This window comes from Xanthomonas sp. NCPPB 1128 (assembly GCF_001043115.1).
Taxonomy (GTDB): domain Bacteria; phylum Pseudomonadota; class Gammaproteobacteria; order Xanthomonadales; family Xanthomonadaceae; genus Xanthomonas_A.
Window position 1 is genome coordinate 40,672 of sequence record NZ_LFME01000001.1, and the last position, 23,731, is coordinate 64,402.

Annotated in this window: 13 protein-coding genes and 1 tRNA gene; 9 read left to right on the plus strand and 5 right to left on the minus strand. The window is 68.6% G+C overall.

All coding sequences use genetic code 11. From position 1 onward, the window contains the following. Window positions 1–115: 115 nt before the first annotated feature. From ACP93_RS00195 to ACP93_RS00220, 6 genes are all read left to right on the plus strand, one after another. A complete protein-coding gene (locus ACP93_RS00195) occupies window positions 116–1,363 on the plus strand; it encodes a glutamate-5-semialdehyde dehydrogenase (protein ID WP_048488868.1) in 1,248 nt (415 codons plus the stop codon). 234 nt (window positions 1,364–1,597) lie between these two features. Next, entirely contained in the window at window positions 1,598–3,514 is a 1,917-nt protein-coding gene (locus tag ACP93_RS00200; protein WP_048488869.1) for a CocE/NonD family hydrolase, read from the plus strand. A gap of 864 nt (window positions 3,515–4,378) precedes the next feature. After that, on the plus strand, window positions 4,379–9,571 hold the full coding sequence (locus tag ACP93_RS00205; protein ID WP_048488870.1) for an Ig-like domain-containing protein: 5,193 nt from the start codon (window positions 4,379–4,381) through the stop codon (window positions 9,569–9,571). 29 nt (window positions 9,572–9,600) lie between these two features. Then, window positions 9,601–10,845: a TolC family protein gene (locus ACP93_RS00210; RefSeq protein ID WP_228135915.1), complete on the plus strand. Its 1,245-nt coding sequence runs from the start codon at window positions 9,601–9,603 to the stop codon at window positions 10,843–10,845. Beyond that, window positions 10,835–13,006 carry a type I secretion system permease/ATPase gene (locus ACP93_RS00215; RefSeq protein ID WP_048488872.1) on the plus strand — a complete coding sequence of 724 codons (2,172 nt, stop codon included), beginning with the start codon at window positions 10,835–10,837 and terminating at the stop codon, window positions 13,004–13,006. The genes ACP93_RS00210 and ACP93_RS00215 overlap by 11 nt, the downstream gene beginning before the upstream one ends. After that, window positions 12,999–14,183, plus strand: coding sequence for a beta-barrel domain-containing protein (locus ACP93_RS00220; protein WP_106407031.1), 1,185 nt, complete (start codon window positions 12,999–13,001; stop codon window positions 14,181–14,183). Before ACP93_RS00215 ends, ACP93_RS00220 begins: the two co-directional genes overlap by 8 nt. 22 nt (window positions 14,184–14,205) lie before the next feature. On the opposite strand, the gene ACP93_RS00225 is transcribed toward ACP93_RS00220, so the two are convergent. The 5 genes from ACP93_RS00225 to ACP93_RS00245 all read right to left on the minus strand — a co-directional run bounded on the left by ACP93_RS00225 (window position 14,206) and on the right by ACP93_RS00245 (window position 17,842). Then, window positions 14,206–14,523: a hypothetical protein gene (locus ACP93_RS00225; RefSeq protein ID WP_131721563.1), complete on the minus strand. Its 318-nt coding sequence runs from the start codon at window positions 14,521–14,523 to the stop codon at window positions 14,206–14,208. A gap of 268 nt (window positions 14,524–14,791) precedes the next feature. Further along, window positions 14,792–14,868 (minus strand) — tRNA-Pro (locus ACP93_RS00230). Between the two features lie 60 nt (window positions 14,869–14,928). Continuing rightward, the gene (gene cydX / locus ACP93_RS00235) at window positions 14,929–15,057 is read right to left on the minus strand and encodes a cytochrome bd-I oxidase subunit CydX (protein WP_010343450.1); all 129 of its coding nucleotides are present in this window, start codon (window positions 15,055–15,057) and stop codon (window positions 14,929–14,931) included. A gap of 24 nt (window positions 15,058–15,081) precedes the next feature. Next, window positions 15,082–16,233, minus strand: a complete 1,152-nt coding sequence (gene cydB, locus ACP93_RS00240; RefSeq protein ID WP_048488873.1) for a cytochrome d ubiquinol oxidase subunit II — start codon at window positions 16,231–16,233, stop codon at window positions 15,082–15,084. 19 nt (window positions 16,234–16,252) lie between these two features. Further along, a complete protein-coding gene (locus tag ACP93_RS00245) occupies window positions 16,253–17,842 on the minus strand; it encodes a cytochrome ubiquinol oxidase subunit I (protein WP_048488874.1) in 1,590 nt (529 codons plus the stop codon). A 273-nt stretch (window positions 17,843–18,115) separates the two neighbouring features. On the opposite strand from ACP93_RS00245, the gene cydD reads away from it, so the two are divergent. From cydD to ACP93_RS20875, 3 genes are all read left to right on the plus strand, one after another. Further along, the gene (gene cydD, locus ACP93_RS00250; protein ID WP_228135929.1) at window positions 18,116–19,861 is read left to right on the plus strand and encodes a thiol reductant ABC exporter subunit CydD; all 1,746 of its coding nucleotides are present in this window, start codon (window positions 18,116–18,118) and stop codon (window positions 19,859–19,861) included. Next, complete coding sequence (cydC, locus tag ACP93_RS00255; protein ID WP_048488876.1) at window positions 19,858–21,558, plus strand: thiol reductant ABC exporter subunit CydC; 1,701 nt, start codon at window positions 19,858–19,860, stop codon at window positions 21,556–21,558. Before cydD ends, cydC begins: the two co-directional genes overlap by 4 nt. Window positions 21,559–21,840: 282 nt before the next feature. Further along, window positions 21,841–23,700 carry a S8 family peptidase gene (locus ACP93_RS20875; RefSeq protein ID WP_157862421.1) on the plus strand — a complete coding sequence of 620 codons (1,860 nt, stop codon included), beginning with the start codon at window positions 21,841–21,843 and terminating at the stop codon, window positions 23,698–23,700. Window positions 23,701–23,731: the final 31 nt, after the last annotated feature.

The following is a 23,731-nucleotide window of genomic DNA, read 5'->3' on the forward strand; positions in this document are numbered from 1 at the left end:
CGCCGCCTCTGATGTCCTCGCGCCGCGCGTAGCCTTTTCGAATCCCGAATCCCGAATCCCGAATCCCGAATCCCGAATCCCGAATCCCGAATCCCGAATCCACCGGAGCCACCCAATGACCTCCATCCGCACCCAGGCCCTGCAATGCCGCGATGCCGCGCAAGCGCTGGCGCAGTTGTCGTCGCCGGCCAAACAGGCGCTGCTGGAGGCGATGGCGGCGGCGCTGGAAGCGGATGCCGAGGCGATCCTCGCCGCCAATGCGCGCGATCTGGACGCGGCGCGGGCCAAGGACGTTGGCGGCGCGATGCTCGATCGGCTCGCGCTGGACCGAAAGCGCCTGGACGGCATCGCCGCGGCGCTGCGCGAGGTGGCGGCCCTGCCCGATCCGGTGGGGCAGGTCACCCGCGACGACGTGCGCCCCAACGGCATCCGCGTGCAGAAGATCCGCGTGCCGCTGGGCGTGGTGGCGATGATCTACGAGGCGCGCCCGAACGTGACCGCCGACGCCGCGGCGCTGTGCATCAAGGCCGGCAACGGCGTGATCCTGCGCGGCGGTTCCGAGGCGATCCACTCCAACACCGCCATCGCTGCGGCGCTGCGCCGTGCGCTGCGCGACGCCGGCATCGGCGAGGCCGCGCTGACCCTGGTCGAGGACCTGCGCCGCGAGACCATGCTGGAGCTGTTGCAGCTCCACGACATCGTCGACCTGGCGATCCCGCGCGGCGGCGAAGGCCTGATCCGCTTCGTCGCCGAACACGCGCGGGTGCCGGTGATCAAGCACTACAAGGGCGTGTGCCATCTGTTCGTCGACGCCTCGGCGGACCTGGAGCTGGCGGTGAAGCTGCTGGTCGACGGCAAGACCACGCGACCGGCCGCCTGCAATTCCCTGGAGACGCTGCTGGTGCATGCCGACATCGCCGCACGCTTCCTGCCGCTGGCGGCGCAGGCGCTGCGCCAGCGCGGCGTCGCCCTGCGCGGCGATGCCGCCACCCGCGCGCTGCTGCCGGACATCGATCCTGCCAGCGACGAGGACTACGCCGCCGAATACCTGGACCTGATCCTGGCGATCGCGGTGGTGCCGGACCTGGATGCGGCGATCGCGCACATCCGCCGCTACGGCTCGGACCATACCGAAGTCATCGCCACCGCGGACGCGGCCAACGCCGAGGCGTTCGTGCAGGCGCTGCGCGCGGCGGTGGTGATGGTCAATGCGTCCTCGCGCTTCTCCGACGGCGGCGAACTCGGCCTGGGCGCGGAGATCGGCATCTCCACCACGCGCCTGCACGCCTACGGCCCCATGGGCCTGGAAGCGCTGACCGTGGAGCGCTTCGTGGTGCGCGGCGAAGGGCAGGTGCGGCACTGAGGCGCCGCGACCCTGGTCGGCCGGGCGCCTGAGCTGCCTGGCAAGGGACTGATCGGCGGCGTGTCGATGGAGTTGGGATCAGGGCAGCCACTGGCGCTGATCGGAAGGGCGTGCCCACGCGCTCGCGCACCGCGGCGCCGGCGGCGAAGAGCGGCGACCCAGCCTTTGTCACTTGCCGAGCGCAGCGTCGTCGCCTAGCGTCGCGGATTCGCCTCCTTTCGGGATCCAATGCCCATGCGTCGCCTCGCTCCTTGCCTGCTCGCCGCTGCCGTCGCCCTCGCCACCGCCGGCACCGCGTTCGCCCAGACCGCGCCGATGACCCCCGACATCACCGGCAAGCCGTTCGTCGCGCCGACCGCGGCCAACGACTACGTCAAGCGCGAGGTGATGATCCCGATGCGTGACGGGGTCAAGCTGCACACGGTGATCGTGCTGCCCAAGGGCGCGCACGGCGCGCCGATGCTGCTGACGCGCACGCCGTACGATGCCAGTGGCCGCGCCAGCCGGCTGGCCTCGCCGCACATGCGCGATCTGCTGCCGCAGGGCGACGAAGTGTTCGTCGACGGCGGCTACATCCGTGTGTTCCAGGACATTCGCGGCAAGTACGGCTCCGAGGGCGACTACGTGGTGACCCGGCCGCTGCGCGGGCCGCTCAACCCGACCAAGGTCGACCACGCCACCGACGCCTGGGACACCATCGACTGGCTGGTCAAGCACGTGCCCGAATCCAACGGCAAGGTCGGCATGATCGGTTCGTCCTACGAGGGCTTCACGGTGGTGATGGCGCTCGCCGATCCGCATCCGGCGCTGAAGGTGGCCGCGCCGGAAAGCCCGATGATCGACGGCTGGATGGGCGACGACTGGCTCAACTACGGCGCCTTCCGCCAGGTCAACCTGGACTACTTCACCGGGCAGATGACCCGGCGCGGCAAGGGCGAGGGCATCCCGCGCCAGGGCTACGACGACTACAGCAACTTCCTGCGCGCCGGCTCGGCCGGCGACTACGCCAAGGCCGCCGGACTGGAGCAGTTGCCGTGGTGGCGCAAGCTCACTGAGCACCCGGCCTACGATGCGTTCTGGCAGGAGCAGGCGCTGGACAAGGTGATGGCGCGCACGCCACTCAAGGTGCCGACGATGTGGCTGCAGGGCCTGTGGGACCAGGAAGACATGTGGGGCGCGATCCACAGCTACGAGGCGATGGAGCCGCGCGACACCGGCAACGACAAGAACTACCTGGTGATGGGGCCGTGGCGGCACAGCCAGGTCAACTACGAGGGCGCCTCGCTGGGTGCGCTGCAGTTTGACGGCGACACCGCGCTGCAGTTCCGCCGCGACGTGCTGAAGCCGTTCTTTGACCAGTACCTGGTCGATGGCGCGCCCAAGGCCGACACGCCGCCAGTGTTGATCTACGACACCGGCGCCAACCACTGGGACCGCCTGCAACGCTGGCCGCTGAGCTGCGCGCAGGGCTGCCCGGCGCAGAGCAAGTCGCTGTACCTGGAGGCTGGCGGCCGCGTCTCGTTCGAGGCGCCCAAGGCCGGGCAGGGCGAGTACACCGAGTACGTGTCCGACCCGGCCAAGCCGGTGCCGTTCGTGCCGCGTCCGGTGGTGTTCGGCGACCGCGACATGTGGACCACCTGGCTGGTGCACGACCAGCGCTTCGTCGATGGCCGCCCGGACGTGCTGACGTTCGTCAGCGAGCCGCTGCAGGCGCCGCTGCGCATCGCCGGCGCGCCGCAGGTGAACCTGCAGGCCTCCACCAGCGGCAGTGACAGCGACTGGGTGGTGAAGCTGATCGACGTGTACCCGGACCAGATGGCGTCCGATCCGAAACTGGGCGGCTACGAATTGCCAGTGTCGCTGGCGATCTTCCGCGGCCGCTACCGCGAGAGCTTCGAGCATCCGGCGTCGCTGACCCCGAACCAGCCGCTGGCCTACCGCTTCGGCCTGCCGACGGCCAACCACACCTTCGAGCGCGGCCACCGGGTGATGGTGCAGGTGCAGTCGAGCCTGTTCCCGCTGTACGACCGCAATCCGCAGACCTACGTGCCCAACATCTACTTCGCCAAGCCCGGCGATTACCAGAAGGCGACGCAGCGGATCTGGCACACGCCGCAGCAGGCCAGCTTCATCAGCCTGCCGGTGTACTGAGCCAGGCAGCGTCGCGCTCCGGCGCTCCGGCGCTGCGACGCTGCAAGCGCCACGCTGCTGACCGTCCAGGTTAGAAGAGCCGATCGCCATGAGCAGGCGGGGCGGCAGCGATGCCCTGGCTGCAACCGCGTCGTCCGTAACCGAAGAGGCAACCGGTCATGGGAACGCTTCGACAGACGCGGCCGCCTCGAGCTCCACAGTCGTGCAGGTGAGCGTCATTTTTTTATTGCGTTGCGCAACACCCTGGAAAAACCCGCAGCGGGCTTTGTGAAAAAAGCGTCGATCTAGTGTGGTGCGAAACACAATTGCGTCACGCATTTGTGCCGATTTATTGCCTCTGTGTGTCGTTGTTGGCAAATATCGGCGCGTGCAAACGGAAAGGGGGGACTGCGTAGCGCCAGTTCATTGGCGAATACGCGGCGCGATCGATCCGGACCTGAGGGTGGGCACCTCGCGAGGCAGGCGAGGCATGTCGGCGCAGCGTCATCTGCACATGGTTTTGCCGTCTTGCTGTTCGACCTGTTTCAGCTTTCATCAGGAGTGCCCGTGATGTCATTGGACACCGCCCGTTCGTCTCGTTCGCCCCGCCACGCGGCGCATCGCCGACGCCCGCCTCACCCCTGGGTTTCCCCTTTGCAACGACACCGACGCCAGCCGTAGCTGCGTTCACCAGGACGCGGCGCGCGGCGTTTGCGCGCTGCGTTGTTCGATCACCGATCCAATGCGTGTCGTGGACCAACAGGGCCGCGCAGGTGAGGTATTGCCTGCGCACCGGCCGACACGGCATCCAGCCGTGCCGACCGCCGCATGCCCCCGGCTCGCGCTCGCAGGTTTCCGCCCAATCTCGCGAAAGGAGTGTTCGTCATGAATCTTCAGGTCAAGGTTGTCCCGCAAGGCGCCGATCCCGCACGTGCCAAGGCCCTGCCGCTGCCGGTGGACGGCGTGGTGAACCTCACCCAGGCCAGCCAGGTGGTGCTGGACGTGACGCCGGACAACGTCGCCGGCTACACGCGTGAGGGCGACGATCTGCTGGTGCGCATGAAGAACGGCGAGACGGTCCGCATCGCGCATTTCTTCGATGCCGCGTCGGAGCCGAGCCAGTTGTTCCTGACCCAGGACGAGCGTTTGGTGGCGGTGCAGTTCGCGAGCACCAGCGACGAGGGCGCGTTGCTGTCCAGCTATGTGCCGGCGGCGGGCGAGGCCGGGTTCGAATCCTTGACCGCGGCCGGTGCGGCCGGTGGACTGGCGGCGCCTTGGCTGATGGCGGGCGGCGTCGCACTCGGTGCGGGCGCGTTGGCCAGCATGGGCGGCGAGGACGATCGCAACGAGATTGTGCAGCCGCAGCCGCAGCCGCAGCCGCCGGCACCAGCCGTGGCGAGCAATCTGCAGATTTCCCCGGACGGCACCCAGATCACCGGCAACGCGCCGCCCGGCCACTGGGTCGGCATCGATGCCGATGGTGACGGACAGGTGGACACGGTGGTCATGGTCGGCACGGATGGCAGCTTCACGGCGACGCTGCCGGCGCCAGTGGTCGATGGCCAAATGGTGTCGGTGGTGGTCACCAGCCCGGAGGGAGCCTCCAGCCCGCCGGCGATGGTGCAGGCGCCGGACGTCACCCCGCCCGGTGCGGCCGGCAACCTGCAGGTGTCGCCCGATGGCAGCACCCTCACCGGCACCGCGGAGGCGGGCGCAACCGTGGGCGTGGACACCAATGGCGATGGGCTGCCGGACGTGACCGCCGTGGTCGACAGCGACGGCGCGTTCACCGTGCCTTTGCAGCCGCCGCTGACCAATGGCGAGACCGTCACCGTGGTGGTGACCGATACCGCCGGGAACACCGGCCCCGGCGCCAGCGTCAACGCGCCCGACACCACACCGCCGGCGGCGGCCGGCAATCTGCAGGTCTCGGCCGATGGCGGCAGCCTCAGCGGGACCGCCGAGGCGGGCGCGACGGTGGGCGTGGATACCAACGGCGATGGCGTGCCCGATTTCACGGCGGTGGTCGGCAGCGATGGCACCTTCACCGTGCCCTTGCAGCCGCCGCTGACCGATGGCGAGACGCTGACCGTGGTGGTGACCGATCCGGGCGGCAACACCAGTCCGCCAGCCAGCGTGCAGGCGCCGGATCTGCTGGCGGCGCCGGTCATCGACGCCAGCAACGGCAGTATCATCGCCGGCACCTCGGAAGCGGGCGCCACCATCACCCTGACCGATGGCAACGGCGCGCCGATCGGGCAGACCATCGTCGATGCATCCGGCAACTGGAGCTTCACCCCGGCCACGCCGTTGCCAGATGGCACGGTGATCACGGCGGTGGCCAGCAACACGGCCGGCACGGTCAGTCCGCCGGCCACCACCACGGTGGACGCGGTGGCGCCGGCGGCGCCGGTGCTGCAGCCGAGCAACGGCAGTGAGATCAGCGGCACGGCCGAAGCCGAGGCGACGGTGACCGTCACCGACGGCAATGGCGCCGTGATCGGGCAGGCCGCGGTCGATGCGTCCGGCAACTGGAGCCTCGTTCCCGCCAGTCCGCTGCCCGACGGTACGCTCATCACCGCCGTCACCACCGACGCCGCCGGCAACGCCAGCCCGCCGGCGACGACCACCGTGGATGCGCTGGCCCCGGCCGCGCCAGTCCTGCAGCCGAGCGATGGCAGCGCGATCGTCGGCACGGCGGAGGCCGGCGCGACCGTCACCGTCACCGACGGCAACGGCACGGTGATCGGCCAGACCACCGCCGATGGCGCGGGCAACTGGAGCGTGACCCCGGGCGCGGCGTTGCCGGACGGCACGGTCGTGAGCGTTGTGGCCACTGACGCGGCCGGCAACGTCAGCCCGCCCGCATCGCTCACCGTGGATGCGCTGGCACCGGCGGCGCCGGTGCTGCAGGCGAGCAACGGTACGGCGATCGTCGGGACCGCCGAAGCGGGTGCGACGGTGACGGTCACCGACGGCAACGGCACGCTGATCGGCCAGACCGTCGCCGACGGCGCGGGCAACTGGAGCGTGACCCCAGGCGCGGCGTTGCCCGACGGCACCGTCGTGAACGCTGTGGCCACCGACGCGGCCGGCAACGTCAGCCCGCCCGCATCGCTCACCGTGGATGCCCTGGCACCGGCGGCGCCAGTCCTGCAGCCGAGTAATGGCACGGCGATCGTTGGGACCGCAGAAGCGGGTGCGACGGTGACGGTGACCGACGGCAACGGCACGCTGATCGGGCAGACCACTGCCGATGGCACGGGCAACTGGAGCGTGACCCCGGGTGCCGCGTTGCCGGACGGCACCGTCATCAATGCCATCGCCACCGATGCGGCCGGCAATGCAAGCCCGCCAGCGTCCACCACGGTCGACGCGCTGGCACCGGCGGCACCGGTGTTGCAGCCGAGCAACGGTACGGTGATCGTCGGGACCGCGGAAGCAGGCGCGACGGTGACGGTGACGGATGGCAACGGCACGCTGATCGGGCAGACCACCGCCGATGGTGCAGGCAACTGGAGCGTGACCCCGGGCGCCCCGCTGCCGGACGGCACCGTGGTCAATGCCTTCGCGACCGACGCGGCCGGCAATGCCAGTCCGCCGGCCTCCACGACGGTCGATGCACTGGCACCGGCGGCGCCAGTGCTGCAGCCGAGCAATGGCACGGCGATCGTCGGGACCGCCGAGGCGGGGGCGACGGTCACCGTCACCGACGGCAATGGCACGCTGATCGGACAAACCACTGCCGATGGCGCCGGCAACTGGAGCGTGACGCCAGGCGCCGCGCTGCCGGACGGCATGGTGGTCAACGCCGTCGCGACCGACGCGGCCGGCAATGCCAGCCCGCCGGCCTCCACCACGGTGGACGCGCTGGCGCCGGCGGCGCCGGTGCTGCAGCCGAGCAACGGCACGGCCATCGTTGGCACTGCAGAAGCGGGCACGACGGTCACCGTCACCGATGGCAACGGCACGCTGATCGGCCAGGCCACCGCCGATGGCGCGGGCAACTGGAGCGTGACGCCGGGTACCGCATTGCCGAACGGCACGGTGGTGAACGCCGTGGCCACCGATGCGGCCGGCAATGCCAGCCCGCCGGCTTCCACCACGGTGGACGCGCTGGCACCGGCGGCGCCGGTACTGCAGCCAAGCAATGGCACGGCCATCGTCGGCACCGCGGAAGCGGGTGCGACGGTGACGGTCACCGACGGCAACGGCACCCTGATCGGACAAACCACTGCCGATGGCGCCGGCAACTGGAGCGTGACGCCAGGCGCCGCGCTGCCGGACGGCACGGTGGTCAACGCCGTGGCCACCGATGCGGCCGGCAATGTCAGTCCGCCGGCGACCACCACGGTGGATGCGCTGGCACCGGCGGCACCGTTGGTCACGATCAGCCTGGATGGCAGCCTGCTCACCGGTACCGCCGAAGCCAACGCGCAACTGCGCGTGGTCGTGAACGGCGATACCGCCAACCCGCTGCTGGTCCAGGCCGATGGCAACGGCGCCTTCAGCCTGCCGCTGGTGCCGGCGCTGGTGATCGGGCAGGCGTTGTCGGTGGTGGCGGTGGATGCCGCCGGCAACGTCAGCCCGCCCGCACTGCTCACCGCCCCGGACCTGTCGCCGCCGCTGCTCAGCGTGCCCGAGGCGGGCGATACCTGGATCAACGCTGCGGAAATCGGCGACGGCATCCAGGTGGTGGTGCAACTGCGGCCGAACATGCTGGTCGGGCAGGTGGTCACCGTGCACTTCGCCGGCCAGAACGGCTACGTGGTGGATGTCCCGCACACGCTCACCAGCGCCGACCTCGCGGCCGGCAATGTGATCGTATCGGTGCTGCCGCCCAGCGGCGGCGCCGCGTTGCCGCAGGGCGCAGCGACGGTCACCGCCGATCTCAACGGCGGCCCGGCCTCGTCCGCGGCCGGCTTCACCATCGACACGATCCCGCCGGCCACGCCGGTGTTGTCGCTGGTCGGCAACCTGTTGACGATTTCCAGCGAGCCGGGCACCGCGTTGACCGTCAACGTCAACGTCGGCGGGGTGCAGGCCACGGCCACGCTGATCGCCGACAACAGCGGCCTGGCCTCGCTGGACCTGCTCACCGGCCTGGATATCGGCCTGAGCTGGTCGCAGTTGTTGAGCGCGCAGGTCTCGGTGGTCGGCGCCGATCCGGCCGGCAACACCAGTTCGGTCGCCTCGCTGGGCGTCGGCGCGAACATCGCGCAGCCGCTGACCCTGGGCGACTTCGGCCTGGACTTCGCGCTGCTGCCGGCCACCTTCGGCTTCAGCGGCACCACCGATCCCAACGCCAGCCTGGCGATCCGTGTGATCACGCCGGCGCTCAACGTCGAACTGCTGCCGATCCAGGCCGATGCCAACGGCGACTTCGCCTTGAACCTGCTCGCGCCCAACGTGTTGAGCCAGCTTGGGCTCACCGCCACGGGCCTGCTCAACCTCGGCGCGCAGGTCGCCTTCGAAGTGGTCGCCACCGACACGCTCGGCAACGACAGTGCGCGCTATGGCATCAGCCTGTCCGGTAGTGGCGTGGCCCTGGGCATCGGCACGATCAGCGTGAACGGCACCGGCGGCATCGATATCCTGTCCGGTGCCGACGGCAGCAGCGAACGCATCCTCGCCGGTGACGGCAGCGACCTGATCTTCAACGTCGGCAGTGGCGATCAGGTGCTGGCCGGCAATGGCGACGACACCATCCAGATCACCGCGACCAACTTCGCCAGCATCGACGGTGGCGCCGGGTTCGATACGGTGCTGTTCGCCAACGGCATCGACCTGGACTACAACGCGGCGGGCGTGGGCACGCTCTCCAACATCGAGCGCATCGATCTGGGCAAGGGCGACTCGGGCAGCACCCTGACCCTGACCGCGTCGGAGGTGCTGGCGATCACCGACAGCAACGACACGCTGCAGATCACCGGCGACAGCGCGGATGTGCTCAACATCGTCGGTGCCATCGACAGCGGCACCACCCAGGCGATCGACGGCATCAGCTACCACGTCTACAGCTTCGGCACCGCCACGTTGCTGGTGGAGGACAACACGCTCGCGGTGGTGACGGCCTGATGGCGGAGTCCTGCACGCACGGCCGGCGCATGCGCCGGCGACGCCGGATGGTGATCGTCGGCACCTGGCTGCTGCTGGCGTTGTCGCCCGGCACCTGGGCCATGTCGCTGACCCAGGCGGTGCAGCAGGGGTTGAGCAGCGAGCCGCAGCTGCGCGCGGCGATGGCCGAGGCGGCACGCGCGGCCACCGACGTGCGCATCGCGCGCAGCGGCTACTACCCGGCGTTGTCGGTGGGCGCCGGACCCAAGGCGATGGATCCGAGCGAAGTGGTCTACGACGTCAGTCTCTCGCAGATGCTGTACGACTGGGGGCGGGTGTCGAGCCGGGTGGCGGCGGCGCGCGCGCGACAGCATGGAGAGGACGCGGCGGTGGAGGTCGCCGCCGACGATGCCGCGCTGGCGATCGTGGACGTGTATCTGGATGTGCTGCTGGCGCAGCGGCGATTGCAGGCGGTGCAGGAGCACCTGCAACGCGTGCAGGCCATCGCCGAACTCAGCGAAGCGCGCAGCGGCGGCTACGCCGATCGCAGCGAACTGGAACGCACGCGCCTGGAACTGGCGCGCGGCCAGGACCAGTTGGCGTCCGAGCAGGGCACGCTGCAGGAGGTGCGGAACCAGTTCCGTCTGCTGGTCGGCACCGAGGCCGAGGATCTGCTCGAACCGGAACTGCCGGAGCTGCCGCAACTGGCACCGGCGCAGTTGCCGCGCACGGTGGACGCCTCGCCGCTGCTGCGCAAGGCCAACGAGCAAGTCCGTGCCGCCGAGGCGGAGGTGCGCGAGGCACGCGCGGCGTTGAAACCGCAATTGAATCTGGAAGCCGGGGCGCTGCGTCGCGACGTCGGTGGGCGCCTGCAGAACGATTCGACGATTTCGTTGCGCCTGAGCATGGACGTGTTCCAGGGGATGTCCACGTTCCTGCGCCCGCAGGCCGCGCCGCCGCGGCTGGAAGCGGCGCAGTGGAACCTGGATGCCGCACGCCGCGAGGTCCTTCGGATGGTGCAGACCCTGGCCGATGCCGGCGAGGCGCTGCACGGACGCGAGCAGGCGCTGCTGCAACAGGCGCAGCAGGCGGTGGAGGTGGCCGAGCTGTACCGCGAACAGTTGAGCGTGGGCCGGCGCGAGGTGATCGAACTGCTCAACGTGCAGCGCGAGCGCCTGGAGGCCGAACGGCAGTTGATCGCGCTGCGGATCGAGCGCAAGCGCCTGCGCTACCGCGCCGCGGCGCAGGTGGGCGCGTTGCGGGCCATGTTTCGGGAGGGGGCGCATGCAGGCTGACGGCGATTCGGTGGTGTCCATCGGGGCGCCGCACGCGGCCGCGGCGGTGGACGGGTTGCGGCCCGGATTGGTGTTGTTGTGCCAACGCCTGGGACGGCCATTGACCGATGCCGAACTGGTGGACGGCATTGCGTTGGAGCAGGGACGGCTGCCGCTGCATCTGGTCCCCCGCGCCTTGCGCCGGGCCGATCTCAATGCTGACGTGCTGGACTACCCGCTGTCTGGCATGGACGGCTATCTGCTGCCGGCGCTGCTGTTGCTGCACGATGGCCGCACCTTGCTGCTGGAGGCGATCGCGTCGGAGCAGGCGCGGGTGCTGCTGCCGCATGCCAGCGGTGGCGAGCAGGCCATGCCGCTGTCCGAACTGGAGCGGCTGTATAGCGGCTCTGCCGTGTTCGCCAAACCGCGTTTTCGCGACGATGGACGCATCGGCGGCTACGCCGGCAGTGGCTCGGAACACTGGTTCTACGGTCCGCTGAAGAAACTGTGGCGCTCCTACGCCGAAGTGGCGACGGCGGCGATGGTCGCCAACCTGCTGGCGATCGCCACGGCCCTGTTCGCGATGCAGGTGTACGACCGCGTGGTGCCCAACGCGGCCTTCGACACCTTGTGGATCCTGGCCAGCGGCGTGGTCCTGGCGATCGTGCTGGAAGGCGTGTTGCGCACCCTGCGCGGGCAGTTGCTGGCGGTGCTGGGCAAACGCCTGGACCTGCAGTTGTCCACGCTGCTGTTCTCGCGCGTGCTGGCCATGCGCATGGCGGCCAAGCCGGGGTCGATGGGCGCGTTCAGCACCCAGGTGCGCGAGTTCGAGTCGGTGCGCGAGTTCTACACCACTTCCAGCGCGGCGCTGATCAGCGACCTGCCGTTCGTGGCGATCTTCCTGGCCATCATCGCCCTGATCGGCGGCCACGTGGTGTGGGTGCCGCTGGTCGCCTGCGTGCTGATGGTGCTGCCCGGGCTGCTGGCGCAGCGTCTGCTCGGCGATCTGTCGCGGCAGAACCTGCGCGAGGGCGCGATGAAGAACGGCCTGTTGCTGGAGGCGTTCGAACATCTGGAGTCGATCAAGGCCGCGCGCGCGGAGGGCCGCTGCCAGGGCATGTGGGAAGGCCTGACCGCGCAACTGGCGGCCTCGGCGATGAAGACCCATTCGCTGACCACCGCGCTCAGCTACGCCGCCTCGGTGGTGCAGCAACTGGCCTACGTCGGCGTGGTGGTGTTCGGCGTCTATCGCATCCAGCAGGGGCAGATGACCGTCGGCGCGCTGGTGGCCTGCTCGCTGCTGGCCGCACGCGCAATCGCGCCGCTGGGGCAGGCGGCCGCAGTGCTCGGGCGCTGGCAGCACACCCGCGTGGCGATGGAAGGCCTGGACCAGTTGCTGGGTGCGGCGCAGGAGCGCCCACCCGGCAAGCGCTTCGTGCACAAGCTGCGGCTGCAGGGCGACTACCGGTTGGACGCGGTGACGCTGCGCCATGGCGAGCAACCGCCGGCGCTGGACGTGCAGGCACTGCGGATCGGTGCCGGCGAGCGCGTGGCCCTGCTCGGCGGCAACGGCGCCGGCAAGTCCACCCTGTTGCGGCTGCTGGCCGGCCTGCTCGATGCGCAATCGGGCCGGCTGCTGCTCGATGACGTGGCGATCGCGCAGATCGACCCGGCCGACCGCATGCGCAACATCGGCTACCTGCCGCAGGACGTGGCACTGTTCCACGGCAGCCTGCGCGACAACCTCAACCTGCACGGCGCGGCGCTGGGCGACGAGGAACTGTACGCGGCGCTGGACGGGGTGGGGCTGGGCACGTTCGTGCGCGCGCATCCGTTCGGCCTGGACCTGCCGATCCAGGGCAACACCAGTCTTTCCGGCGGACAGCGGCAGGCGCTTGGCCTGGCGCGGTTGCTGCTGCAGGACCCCAGCGTAGTGCTGCTCGACGAACCCACCGCGGCCTTCGACCAGCATAGCGAGCAACTGGTCATCGCCTACCTGCAGCGCTGGCTCGGCACGCGCACGCTGGTGCTGAGCACGCACAAGCGCAGCATGCTCGAACTGACCCAGCGCGCGGTGGTATTGCGGCAGGGGCGGGTGGTGGTGGACGGGCCGGTGGAGCAGGTACTGCAGGGCAACCGGGTCCAGGCGCCGGCAACGGCATTGGCGGGCGGCCATGGCTGAGCGCAGCTCGATCGCACTGCGGCGGCGCCTGTCCGATCCGCTGCTGGCCTCCACCCATCCGCTGTATCGGCCCTTATTGTGGACCGTGCTGGCCACGGTGGCCATCTTCCTGGGATGGGCGGCCTGGGCCGAACTGGACGAAGTCACCCGCGGCGACGGCCGCGTGGTGCCCTACAGCCGCATGCAGAAGATCCAGAGCCTGGAAGGCGGGATCCTGGATCGCTTGCTGGTGCAGGAGGGCGAACTGGTCAAGCCGGGACAGCCGCTGGTGCGGCTGGAGCGCACCCACTTCCTGTCCAACTACCAGGAGTCGGTCAACCAGGAGCAGGTGCTGCATGCGGCGATCGCGCGACTGGAAGCCGAAGTGCTGGGCAAGCCCAGCATCGCGTTTCCGGCGCAGGTCGCCGACAACCAGGCCTTGCAGCGTTCCGAGCGCGACCTGTTCGAGTCGCGCCGCAGCAAGCTGGCCGAAGGCAGCCAGGCGATCCAGCGGCAGATCCGCCTGGCCCAGGACCAGTTGAACATCGTGCGGCCGCTGGTGGCCCGCGGCGCGGTCAGCCAGGTCGAAGCGCTCAAGCTCAGCCAGGACATCGCCACCTTGCAGGGCCGCCTCGGCGAGTTGCGCAACACCTATTTCCAGGAGGCCTACACCGAACTGGCGCAGCGCAAGGCCGACCTGAGCGCACTGGAGCCGATCGTGCGCCAGCGCCACGACCAGTTGCGCCGGACCGAGATCCTGTCGCCGGTGCGTGGGCGGGTGAATACCGTGCTGATCAATACCCGCGGCGGCGTGATCCCGCCGGGCGAACCGATCATGGAGATCATTCCGGTGGAGGAGCGGTTGTTGGTGGAGGCCAGGATCAAGCCGCGCGACGTGGCCTTCCTGGTGCCGGGCATGAACGCGCGTGTCAAGATCACTGCCTACGACTACACCATCTACGGCGAGCTCAGCGGCACGGTCGAGCAGATCAGCGCCGACACCATCGAGGAGCAGACGCCGCAAGGCAAGGAATCGTTCTACCAAGTGCTGATCCGGACCGACGGCAGTCAGTTGCAGCGCGGCGGCGAAGCGCTGCCGATCATCCCCGGCATGGTCGCCGAGGTCGATATCCTCACTGGCAAACGCAGCGTGCTCAACTACCTGCTGCGGCCGCTGCTGAAGGCGCGGCTGCGCTGAGCGCGGCCGCGGTCGGCACAGGTCAGCTGCGCGATTCCACCAGCGAGAGCGTGCAGACTTCGCCCGGGGCGGATTGCGCGTACTCCAGGCGCGAAAGCTTCTTGCCCGCGGTCTGTGCAGCCAGGATGTTTGCATAGGCAGCTTTGCCGAAATCGTCGCTGAGACTGAAATAGATGATGTCGAACTTGCAGCTGACCGACAGCGCGTCCTTGAGGCTGAAGTAGACGGTGCTGCCTTGAACGCCGATCCGATCCACCAGCTTGTCGGTCTCGGTCACCGCGGCCGCTGGCGCGCAGTAAAAAGCGATCAGTGAGAGGCAGAGTGCCGCGCGCAGTTTCATGGTGTCTTGTGTCCGTTTGTCCGAGTCGTGAGCGTCGAAACGGACATGCCCGCGGCCTCGGCTCGGCACGTCGCCGAAGACGGAGGTCGTGATGAATGCGCCGGTTCCCCGTGGCCATTGTGGCGAGACGCCAGGCCCGGTCGTCAAGGTCTGCTGCCCAAGAGGGGGCGGCGAGCGGCGGTTGCCGCGTCGCGTGGCCGGTGCCGGATCGCAGGCACAAAAAAACCCGGAAAACTGTGGTTTTCCAGGCTTCTTGTGACCTTGAAACTGGTCGGGGAGACAGGATTCGAACCTGCGACCTCTACGTCCCGAACGTAGCGCTCTACCAGACTGAGCTACACCCCGAAGGAGCCGCACATGATACGGAGGTCTTCCGCATTCGGCAAGCGCCTTTGCAAAAAAATTTCAGTCCCCCGCGGCGGCGGCATCCGCAGCGTCCGCCGCATTGCGCTCGCGCGCCTCGAACCACATGCCATTGAGGATGGCGGCGGTGGAGGCCAGGCCGACACCGAGAATCCAGGCGAAGTACCACATGATCGTTTCTCCTTGCGGGGCGCGTCAGTACGCGTTGGGGTTGTCGTCCAGGGAGGCGGCGGTGACCTTGCCCTTCAGCACGCGGTACACCCAGGTGGTGTAGCCGAGGATGATCGGCAGGAACACCACGGTGGCCAGCAGCATGATCCACAGGGTCAAGTGGCTGCTGGAGGCGTCCCACACGGTCAGGCTGGAGCCCGGCTGGCTGGAGGACGGCAGCAGGAAGGGGAAGAGCGCAAAGCCCACGGTCAGGATGATGCCGGCGATGGCCGCACCGGAGGCGACGAACGCCAGGCCACCGCGGCGCTTGCGCAGCAGCACCGCGCTGAGCAGCAAACCGAGCAGGCCGGCGGCCGGGGCCAGGGCGGTCAGCGGCATGGTCTGGTAGTTGTGCATCCAGCCGCCGACCTCACCGAGCACGGCGGTCTTCAGCAGCGGGTTGGTGGCGCCGTCGGTGACCACCTGCGAGGTGACCGCGTAGCCGGGCAGGCCGGTGGCCACCCACACCCCGGCGCCGGCGAACAACGCACAGGCCACCAGGGCGGCGACGCTGCCGTAGCGCGCCGCGCGCTCGGCCACCGGGCCGTCGGTCTTCAGCACCAGCATCGCCGCGCCGTGCGCCACCAGCATGCTCACGCTGAGCAGGCCGGCGAGCAGGGCGAACGGCATCAGCAGGCCGAAGAAGCTGCCGGTGTAGAACACCCGCAGGGTGTCGTCGAAGTGGAACGGCACACCCAGCACGACGTTGCCCACCGCCACGCCCATGATCAGCGCCGGGATGAAGCCGCCGACGAACAGCGCCCAATCCCAACTGGTGCGCCAGCGCTGGCTGGGCAGCTTGCCGCGGAACTTGAACCCGACCGGGCGCAGGATCAGCGCGAACAGGATCACGAACATGGCCAGATAGAAGCCGGAGAAGCTGACCGCATACAGCGGCGGCCAGGCGGCGAAGATCGCGCCGCCGCCGAGTACCAGCCAGACCTGGTTGCCTTCCCAGACCGGGCCGATGGTGTTCACCACCAGCCGGCGTTCGGCGTCGGTCCTGGCCACGAACGGCAGCAGCGCGCCGACGCCCAGGTCGAATCCGTCCATCACTGCGAAGCCCATCAGCAGGATGCCCAGCAGCAGCCACCAGATCACGCGCAGCGTGGTGTAGTCCAATGCAATGAAGTCCATGGTGTGTCTCCTGCCGGGGTCAGAGGTGGCCGGCGGCCGCAGGTGCGGCGATCGGGGTCACGGGGCGCGGGGTGGGTTGCAGCAGGGCGGGCAGCGCGTCCGGTCCCTTGCGGATCGCCTTGAGCATCAGCTTGATCTCGATGATCAGCAGCGTTGTGTAAATCGCCACGAAGCCGCCAAGGGTGATCAGGATGTCGTGCAGGGCCAGGCCGGAGGCGGCATAGAAGGTCGGCAGCACGCCTTCCACCGCCCACGGCTGGCGGCCGTACTCGGCGACGAACCAGCCGCATTCGATCGCGATCCACGGCGCCGGCAGCGTCCACAGCGCCAGCTTCAGGAACCAGCGCTTGTCCTCGAAGTTGTGCTTGCACGAGAACCACAGCGCGGCGGCGAAGAAGGCGATCAGGTAGAAGCCCAGCCCGGCCATCACCCGGAACGTCCAGAACAGCGGCAGCACCCGCGGCACCGTGTCCAGCGCGGCCTTGGCGATCTCTTCCGGCGTGGCGTTGAGGATGTCCTCGCGATAGCGCTTGAGCAGCAGGCCGTGGCCCAGGTCCTGCCAGTGTTTGTCGAACACCGCCCGCGCCTCGGCGTCGTTGCGGTTGGCCTTGAGCCGCTGCAGCGCGCCGTAGGCGATCTGCCCGCCGCGCACGCGGTGCTCGGCGCGCTTAACCAGCTCCAGGATGCCCGGCACCGGCGTGTTCAGCGAGCGCGTGGCGATCAGGCCCATCAGGTAGGGCACCTTGATCGCGTAGTCGTTCTTGCCGGTGGCCTGGTTGGGGATACCGAAGGCGGTGAAGTCGGCCGGCGCCTGCTCGGTCTCCCACATCGCTTCGATCGCGGCCAGCTTCATCTTCTGGTGTTCGTTGGCGGCGTAGCCGCTCTCGTCGCCCAGCACCACCACCGACAGCGAGGAGGCCAGGCCGAACGCGGCGGCCACCGCGAACGAGCGCCGGGCGATGTCGCGGTGCTTGCCGCGCAGCAGGTACAGCGCGCTGATCGACATCACGAACACCGCGCCGGTCACGTAGCCGGCGCTGACCGTGTGCACGAACTTGGCCTGCGCCACCGGATTGAACACCACCGCCATGAAGTCGACCACTTCCATGCGCATGGTGTCCGGGTTGAACACCGCGCCGGTCGGGTTCTGCATCCAGCCGTTGGCGATCAGGATCCACACCGCCGACAGGTTGGTGCCCAGCGCCATTAGCCAGGTCACCATCAGGTGCTTGACCGGCGTGAGCTTGCTCCAGCCGAAGAAGAACAGGCCGATGAAGGTCGCTTCCAGGAAGAACGCCATCAGCCCCTCGATCGCCAGCGGCGCGCCGAAGATGTCGCCGACGTAGTGGCTGTAATAGGACCAGTTCATGCCGAACTGGAACTCCATGACGATGCCGGTGGCCACGCCCATCGCGAAGTTGATGCCGAACAGCACGCCCCAGAACAGGGTCATGCGCCGCCACACGTCCTTGCGGGTCATGACGTACACGCTCTCCATGATCGCGATCATGAAGGACAGGCCCAGGGTGAGCGGGACGAACAGGAAGTGGTACATCGCGGTCATGGCGAATTGCAGCCGCGACAGCTCTACGACAGTGGTGTCGATCATGGCTGTGCTACCTCGTGGAAGATGTGCATCTGGGTGGCCGAGTGGCGGGAGATTGGAGGCGATCTTCCGCCGCGCCGGCGCGCTCGACCTTGATTCAGATCAATGTGCGGAACCGGGGTGCCCGGCATCGTGGCGGCCACGGCGGTTCCAGCCCGGAAGCGCCTTCACCGCTAAACTGGCGGCTTCGTTCGCCGTGCCGAGCCCGTTTTGACCGATTCCGCCGAGCCGTCCGCCGCACTGCCCGCCGACACGCCGCAGCAGCGGCAGCAGCGCATGCGTTGGCTGGATGCCCTGGCCGCGGCGGCGCGTGGCCGCCAGCGCCTGGCCGCGGCGGCCATCAGCGTGTCCGGCGCGCTGCTGATCGTGCAGGCCGGCGCCATCGCCTGGCTGGTGCAGGCGCTGCTGGTGGATCGCCGCGAACTGGCGCAGGCGCTACCGGCCTTCGGCCTGTTGGCGCTGGTGCTGGCGCTGCGCGCTGGGCTCGGCGCGGCCGCGCAGCATGCCGCCGGCGATGTCGCCGACGCGGCCAAACTCGAGCTGCGCCGGCGCGTGTACCGGCAGCTGCTGCAGCGCGGGCCGCTGTGGTTGCGCGGGCAGCGCAACGGCGAACTGGGCGAGCTGCTGCTGGCGCATGGCGATGCGCTGGACGGCTACTACGCTGGCTACCGGCCGGCCCGCTGGGAAGTGAGTGTGGTGCCGCTGCTGATCGTGCTGGCTGTGGCGTGGAGCGACTGGGTGGTCGGTCTGGTCCTGCTGTTCACTGCGCCGCTGGTGCCGATCTTCATGATGCTGGTGGGCTGGGGCGCCGAGGCCGCCGGCCGCCGTCAGTTGCGCGAACTGGCACGGATGGGCGGGCACTTCGCCGATCGGCTCAAGGGCCTGGGCCTGTTGCGCCTGTACGGCCGCGGCGACGACGAACTGCGCGGGATCGCGGAGGCCGCCGAGGGCGTGCGCGAGCGCACGTTGAAAGTGCTGCGCATCGCGTTTTTGTCGTCCACCGTGCTGGAGTTCTTCGCCTCGGTCAGCGTGGCGATCGTCGCGCTGTACCTGGGCCTGAGCTACCTGGGCATGATCGCCCTGCATAGCAGCATGCCGACCCTCGGCACCGGCGTGTTCTGCCTGCTGCTGGCGCCGGAGTTCTACGCGCCGCTGCGGCGCTTGGCCGCGCATTACCACGACCGCGCCAATGCGCTGGCCGCGGCGGCGGAGGTGGAACGCCTGCTGGAAGGCCTGCCGCAGGCCGTGGATGCGCCGGTCGCGCGCGACGAGGGCGCCGCCGTGTCGAACGATGTTGGTGCCGTGACGCCGGTCGAGACCGATGCCACCGCAGCTACGTTTTCCGCGCCTGCAGAGGGCGCGATGCGTGCGGAGGCGCCAGTGCTGCGCGCACGCGCGCTGCATCTGCGGCCACTGGGTGCGCGCTGCGATGCGGTGCAGGGCCTGGATGTCGACGTGTACGCCGGCCAGCGCTTGGCGCTGGTCGGGCCCAGCGGCAGCGGCAAGAGCACGCTGCTGGAAGCGCTGGCCGGATGGCTGCCGCCGCGCGCCGGCGCCTTGCAGGTGCGCGCAGGCCTGCGCATCGGCTACGCCGGGCAGCGCCCGTATCTGTTCCACGGCAGCATCGCCGACAACCTGCGCCTGGCCGATCCGCAGGCCAGCGATGCGCAGGTGCACGCGGCCGCCGAGGCGGCGCAGGTGCTGCGTTTCGCCGCACGCCTGCCACAGGGACTGGATACGCCGATCGGCGAACGTGGCTTCGGCCTGTCCGGCGGCGAGGCGCGCCGCATCGGTCTGGCCCGGCTGTTGCTGCGCGATCCCGAGCTGCTGTTGCTTGACGAGCCGACCGCGTTCCTGGATGCGGAGACCGAAGCGGAATTGCTGCGCACCCTGGCGGTCTTCGCCCACGGCCGCAGCGTGATCGTCGCCACCCACAGCGAGGCGGCGATGCGCTGGGCCGACGCGGTGCTGCGGCTGCCGGCGCGCAACGCGGCAATGACGACCGATGGAGCAATGCCATGAGTGGCGCCGCCCGCGACACCTTGCGCGGCGTGTTCGGCCGCCATCTCGGCCGGTTGCTGCTGACCGCACTGCTGGTGCTGTGCACGATGCTGGCCGGGGTCGGGCTGCTCGGCCTGTCCGGCGGCTTCCTCACCGCCGCGGCGCTGGCCGGCGCGGTCGGCATGGGCAGCGGCTTCAACTTCTTCTCGCCGTCGGCCGGCATCCGCGCGCTGACCTTCGCGCGCATCGCCTCGCGCTACGGCGAAAAGCTGGTCGGGCACGACGCCACCCTGCGCATCGCCCGCGACCTGCGCGTGTGGTTCTTCCGTCGCGCGCTGCCGCTGGCGCCGGCACGGCTCGGCGCCAGCCGCACCGGCGAATTGCTGGCGCGGCTGATGTCGGACATCGGCGAGGTCGACGGCCTGGTGGTGCGCGCGCTGGCGCCACTGGCGGCCCTGCTCGGGGTCGGCGCAATTGGCATCGTCGCGGCGGCCGCGATCCACTGGCCTGCAGCGCTGGTGCTGACCGCGCTGGCCTTGGCGATCGGGCTCGGTGTGCCATCGGTGGTGGCGCGCGGCGGCGAAGCCCGCGAACGCGCACGCGCGCAGCAGCGCGAAGCCTTGCGCACGATGGCCTACGAAGGCCTGGAGGGCGCCGCCGACCTGGCCGCGCTCGAGGCGCAGGCCGACTGGATCGCGCGCGTGGACGCCAGCGCGCAAGCACTGCGCGCCGAGGACCGGCGCCAGCGGCAGCGGCTGATCGGCGGCAACGCCTTGCACGCGCTGTGCGCGGCGCTGGGCCTGCTGGCGATGCTGTGGGTGACGCTGGGCGCGGCCCGCGCCGCCGCGATCGGCGCCGAACAGGCCGCCGGCCTGGTATTCCTGACCATGGCCCTGCTCGAGGTGTGGGCCGGGGCCGGCCTGGCCTGGCAGGCGCTGCAGTCCGGCCGCGTCGCCGCGCGGCGCCTGCAGACGATCGCCGGGCAGGCACCGCCGGTGGTCGACCCGGCGCAACCGCAGCCGCTGCCGGCCACGGGCGAGGTGCACTTCGACAACGTGGTCTTCGCCTGGCCGGGCGAAACCCGGCGCGTGCTCGACGGCATGACCCTGCGCATCGCGCCGGGCGAGCGCATCGCCATCTCCGGCGACAGCGGCAGCGGCAAGACCACCTTGTCGGCGTTGCTGCTGCGGCTGTGGGATCCGCAACAGGGCAGCGTCCGCTATGCCGGCGTGGACCTGCGCGAGGTCGCCGAGGCGCAATGGCACCGCCGCATCGCCTGGTTGCCGCAGGGGGCGCCGGTGTTCGCCGGCAGCGTGCGCGACAACCTGCGCCTGGGCGATCCCACGGCCGACGATGCGCGGCTACAGCGCGTGTTGGCCGACGTGCGGCTCGACGCCTGGCTGCACGAGGTCGGCGGCCTCGACGCCTGGCTGGGCGAGAACGGCGCCACCATGTCCGCGGGTCAGGCGCGGCGCCTGGCCCTGGCCCGTGCACTGCTGCGCGAAGCGCCACTGCTGGTGCTGGACGAACCCACCGAAGGCCTGGACGTCGACACTGCGCAGGCGCTGTTGCGCGACCTGGCGCAAGCGTTGGGCCAGCGCAGCCTGCTGCTGATCAGCCACGATGCGCTGCCCGAGGGTGTGGTGCATGTGTGGTATCGGTTGCAGGACGGACGGCTTGTGCGTGGCGCCGAGGCTTCAAACGCCGACATCGTGTGAGACAGACGCGACGTCCCCGGTGACGCGCTGCGCACGTCTGCCACGAACGGCAGCAACGCCCCAGGCATGCGCGTTGCGGAACGGTGACAACTGAGACGAGATTCTCTGATGGTATACAACGCACCGCCAGTGTCGGCCGGTGAGACGCAGCCGCTCTAGAATTTCGTGACGGTCGGTGATGCGGAACGAATACTGCGACGCGGTTTATCAGTTTCTTTCCGGATGACCGGGCGACAGGGGGTTGCCCATCAGAGAAAAGGAGCTTCACTTATGTCTGGAACAATGTTCACGAAGAAACGTCTGTCTGCCCTGGTGCGCTTGGGGGCGTTGATAGGACTGGCGCTAAGTAGCTCGGCCCACGCACAGGCGCCTACCAACGATCCGCTTTCGGCGCAGCAGTGGAATCTCAGTGCTGTTCGTGTGCCACAAGCGTGGGCGCTATCGCCGGCAACAGGTGAAAAAGTTCGGGTTGCCATCATCGATTCGGGGTATTCGGCTCATCCGGACGTGAATTGGGCGAAAGACGGTGGTGGTAGGCCTTTGTATCGGGATACGTATTATGCGGGAGATGGGTTGCAGCCGGACTTTTTTGCTCATGGTACGCATGTTGCGGGCATTATCGCCGCCAAGACTGGTAATGGAGCCGGAATTGCCGGCATATGCCCGCAATGCGAGATTCTCTCGATAAAAGTGACCTCGCCGGCCAGTGATCAAGATATCGCGATTGCCATCGGGCTTGCCGTTCAAGAAGGTGCCAGGGTTATTAACATGAGTCTGGCGGAGGCTGGAAAGAAGTGCGGTGCCAATCCTCGCACGCAGAGGGCGATTGCAACGGCGCAGCTTGCCGGTGTCTCGTTCGTGACTTCTGCCGGGAATCACAATGGTGCCGGGGTTGAGTACGAACAAGGCGCTCCTGACAACAAATCTGATGTCGCCGAGGTTAGTCCTGCTTCCTGTCCGGATGTCATTTCAGTTGGTGCGACGGATCAAATGAATCTGGAAGCACCGTACAGCAATGACGGGCCGACATTGACGCTAATGGCGCCGGGAGGCGGCGTCACGCCTGAGGAGGGTGTGTACGGGGCGATAGTTGGGGGATGCCTAGGCGCGACCAATGAAAAGACGGGGGGCACAGGTGTCACGACACTCGGAGTCTTGTCTGCTTGGGTAAAAAAAAGCGGGAGCTGGTCGAGTTGCTATCGCTATTTGTCGGGAACTTCGATGGCGGCACCGCATGTTGCGGGTGTGATCGGCCTAATGCTGTCCGTAAACCCGGCATTGACACCTTCTCAAATAAGGAACGCTCTGCAAGGCACCGCCACGCCGATGGTATGCGCGAATAACGCCTGCGGTGCAGGACTGCTGAACGCTGAGGCTGCAGTCAACGCGGCTCGTATGTTGGCCGGAGGTGCTGCAGCTGTCGGCGCATGTCGATACAACTTCGGCCATCGGTTCCTTGTGGATCGTCCGTGTAAGTTGGATACCATTGATGAAGCGCCTGGTGGTGGGGAGACCGTGACTGCTTACGGTCATCTTTGGAGATTCGATGCGCAAGGCAAGCTGCTTGGAAAGCCGTCCTTGCTGAGTAGCTCATCCATCTATGCTGGCGGCAATGGTCCTTGTTCGCCGCAGTTCTTTCCGGTCTCGGAAGTGTGTACTTTCGAAACCCGCGCCGAAGTGAACTACCCGGGCGTGGGCTATCTCGAATCTATTACTGCCTACGGGCGCTATTGGAACTTCGATGCGAATGGGCAGCCTTTCGGTCCTCAGGGTGGGAAGTTGAGCGACGTCCCACGTTACGCGGCAGGGCCATGCCAGGGTAAAGATCTATGTGAGTTCGACACGCGCTCGCTGGTCGTGTTCCCGGAATGGGGCGGTCTGGTTGAGTCGGTCAACGCGTACGGGCAGTACTGGATGTGGGATGCGAACGGCAAGCTGCTTGCGTCAGGCCCTTTGCAGAGCGTGGCCCGCTACCAGCAGATCTGCTGGTACGGGCCGGCAGGCGAGCCCTGCAAGTTCGACACCCGCGAGCTCAAGAACAACCGGCATGAGGTGATCACCGCCTATGGCCGCTACTTCGAGTTCGACGGTGAGACGCTGATTCAGAACACGGCGCTGGCAGACATGGCGCGGTTCAACTGATTTCTTCGTTGCCAGCGTTCTGCTGCAACGG

Bases quoted from the DNA above. Each gene is read 5' to 3' on its own strand.
- ACP93_RS00215 (WP_048488872.1), top strand. From the start codon at position 10,835: ATGCAGGCTGACGGCGATTCGGTGGTGTCCATCGGGGCGCCGCACGCG.
- ACP93_RS00220 (WP_106407031.1), top strand. From the start codon at position 12,999: ATGGCTGAGCGCAGCTCGATCGCACTGCGGCGGCGCCTGTCCGATCCG.
- ACP93_RS20875 (WP_157862421.1), top strand. From the start codon at position 21,841: ATGTTCACGAAGAAACGTCTGTCTGCCCTGGTGCGCTTGGGGGCGTTG.
- cydX (WP_010343450.1), bottom strand. From the start codon at position 15,057: ATGTGGTACTTCGCCTGGATTCTCGGTGTCGGCCTGGCCTCCACCGCC.
- cydB (WP_048488873.1), bottom strand. From the start codon at position 16,233: ATGGACTTCATTGCATTGGACTACACCACGCTGCGCGTGATCTGGTGG.
- ACP93_RS00195 (WP_048488868.1), top strand. From the start codon at position 116: ATGACCTCCATCCGCACCCAGGCCCTGCAATGCCGCGATGCCGCGCAA.
- ACP93_RS00245 (WP_048488874.1), bottom strand. From the start codon at position 17,842: ATGATCGACACCACTGTCGTAGAGCTGTCGCGGCTGCAATTCGCCATG.
- ACP93_RS00200 (WP_048488869.1), top strand. From the start codon at position 1,598: ATGCGTCGCCTCGCTCCTTGCCTGCTCGCCGCTGCCGTCGCCCTCGCC.
- ACP93_RS00205 (WP_048488870.1), top strand. From the start codon at position 4,379: ATGAATCTTCAGGTCAAGGTTGTCCCGCAAGGCGCCGATCCCGCACGT.
- cydD (WP_228135929.1), top strand. From the start codon at position 18,116: ATGCGTTGGCTGGATGCCCTGGCCGCGGCGGCGCGTGGCCGCCAGCGC.
- ACP93_RS00210 (WP_228135915.1), top strand. From the start codon at position 9,601: ATGCGCCGGCGACGCCGGATGGTGATCGTCGGCACCTGGCTGCTGCTG.
- cydC (WP_048488876.1), top strand. From the start codon at position 19,858: ATGAGTGGCGCCGCCCGCGACACCTTGCGCGGCGTGTTCGGCCGCCAT.
- ACP93_RS00225 (WP_131721563.1), bottom strand. From the start codon at position 14,523: ATGAAACTGCGCGCGGCACTCTGCCTCTCACTGATCGCTTTTTACTGC.